Below are 847 nucleotides of genomic sequence, written 5' to 3' on the forward strand. Positions count from 1 at the left end.
ATAAAATCCAAGGGATAGGTGCGGGATTCGTACCTAGTATCCTCAATACGGACTTATATGACGAAATCATTCAAGTCAATACCGAGGAATCATTCGATTATGCCCGCCGTGCAGCTAAAGAGGAGGGAATCCTTGGAGGGATTTCTTCTGGAGGCGCCATTGCGGCAGCCGTTAAAGTTGCTGAAAAACTGGGAAAAGGCAAAAAGGTCCTGGCCATCATCCCGAGTAATGGCGAACGGTACTTAAGTACTCCGCTATATAACTTTGAGTAATAATACTTTCGTTTAATGAGAAGCAAAGTCCCCGGTGGGCTTTGCTCTTCTTTTTGCAGAAAAAAGGTCTAGGCCACTGCTAATCTTCGCCGATGGCTTGCACTATGCGTGTGTAAATGGGTAAACTCTTAATATAGATTTCTTTAGGCGGAGGAGAACGTTGGATGTCATTAGCAGGAGCGACTAAACTTACATGCGGCTCATATGAATTGGATTACAGCAAGAAAACCTTAATTATGGGGATTTTGAATGTTACGCCTGACTCTTTCTCGGATGGCGGGAAATATAATCGGGTAGATGCTGCTTTGAAGCATGCGGAACGGATGGTGAAAGACGGTGCGGATATTCTCGACATAGGCGGTGAGTCGACCCGCCCTAATTATGAGAGGATATCGGATGATCAGGAGATAGAAAGGGTCGCTCCGATCATCGAGGCGATTTCCCGGAACATAGAAATTCCGATATCGATTGATACCTATAAATCAAAGGTGGCCAAGGAAGCTGTTAAGGCAGGGGCCCATATATTAAACGACATTTGGGGAGGCAAAGCCGATTCCTTGATGGCAAAAGTTGCA

2 protein-coding genes are annotated in these 847 nt (G+C 45.5%); both read left to right on the top strand.

The window, feature by feature from the left end:
* Positions 1 to 272 (top strand): pyridoxal-phosphate dependent enzyme (locus CVN76_RS01545; protein ID WP_157805448.1); only part of this gene is annotated, 272 nt, incomplete at its 5' end.
* A gap of 164 nt (positions 273 to 436) precedes the next feature.
* Positions 437 to 847: dihydropteroate synthase (gene folP / locus CVN76_RS01550; protein WP_100530137.1), on the top strand; the 411-nt coding region annotated here is incomplete at its 3' end.

It is taken from the genome of Bacillus sp. mrc49 (assembly GCF_002803435.1).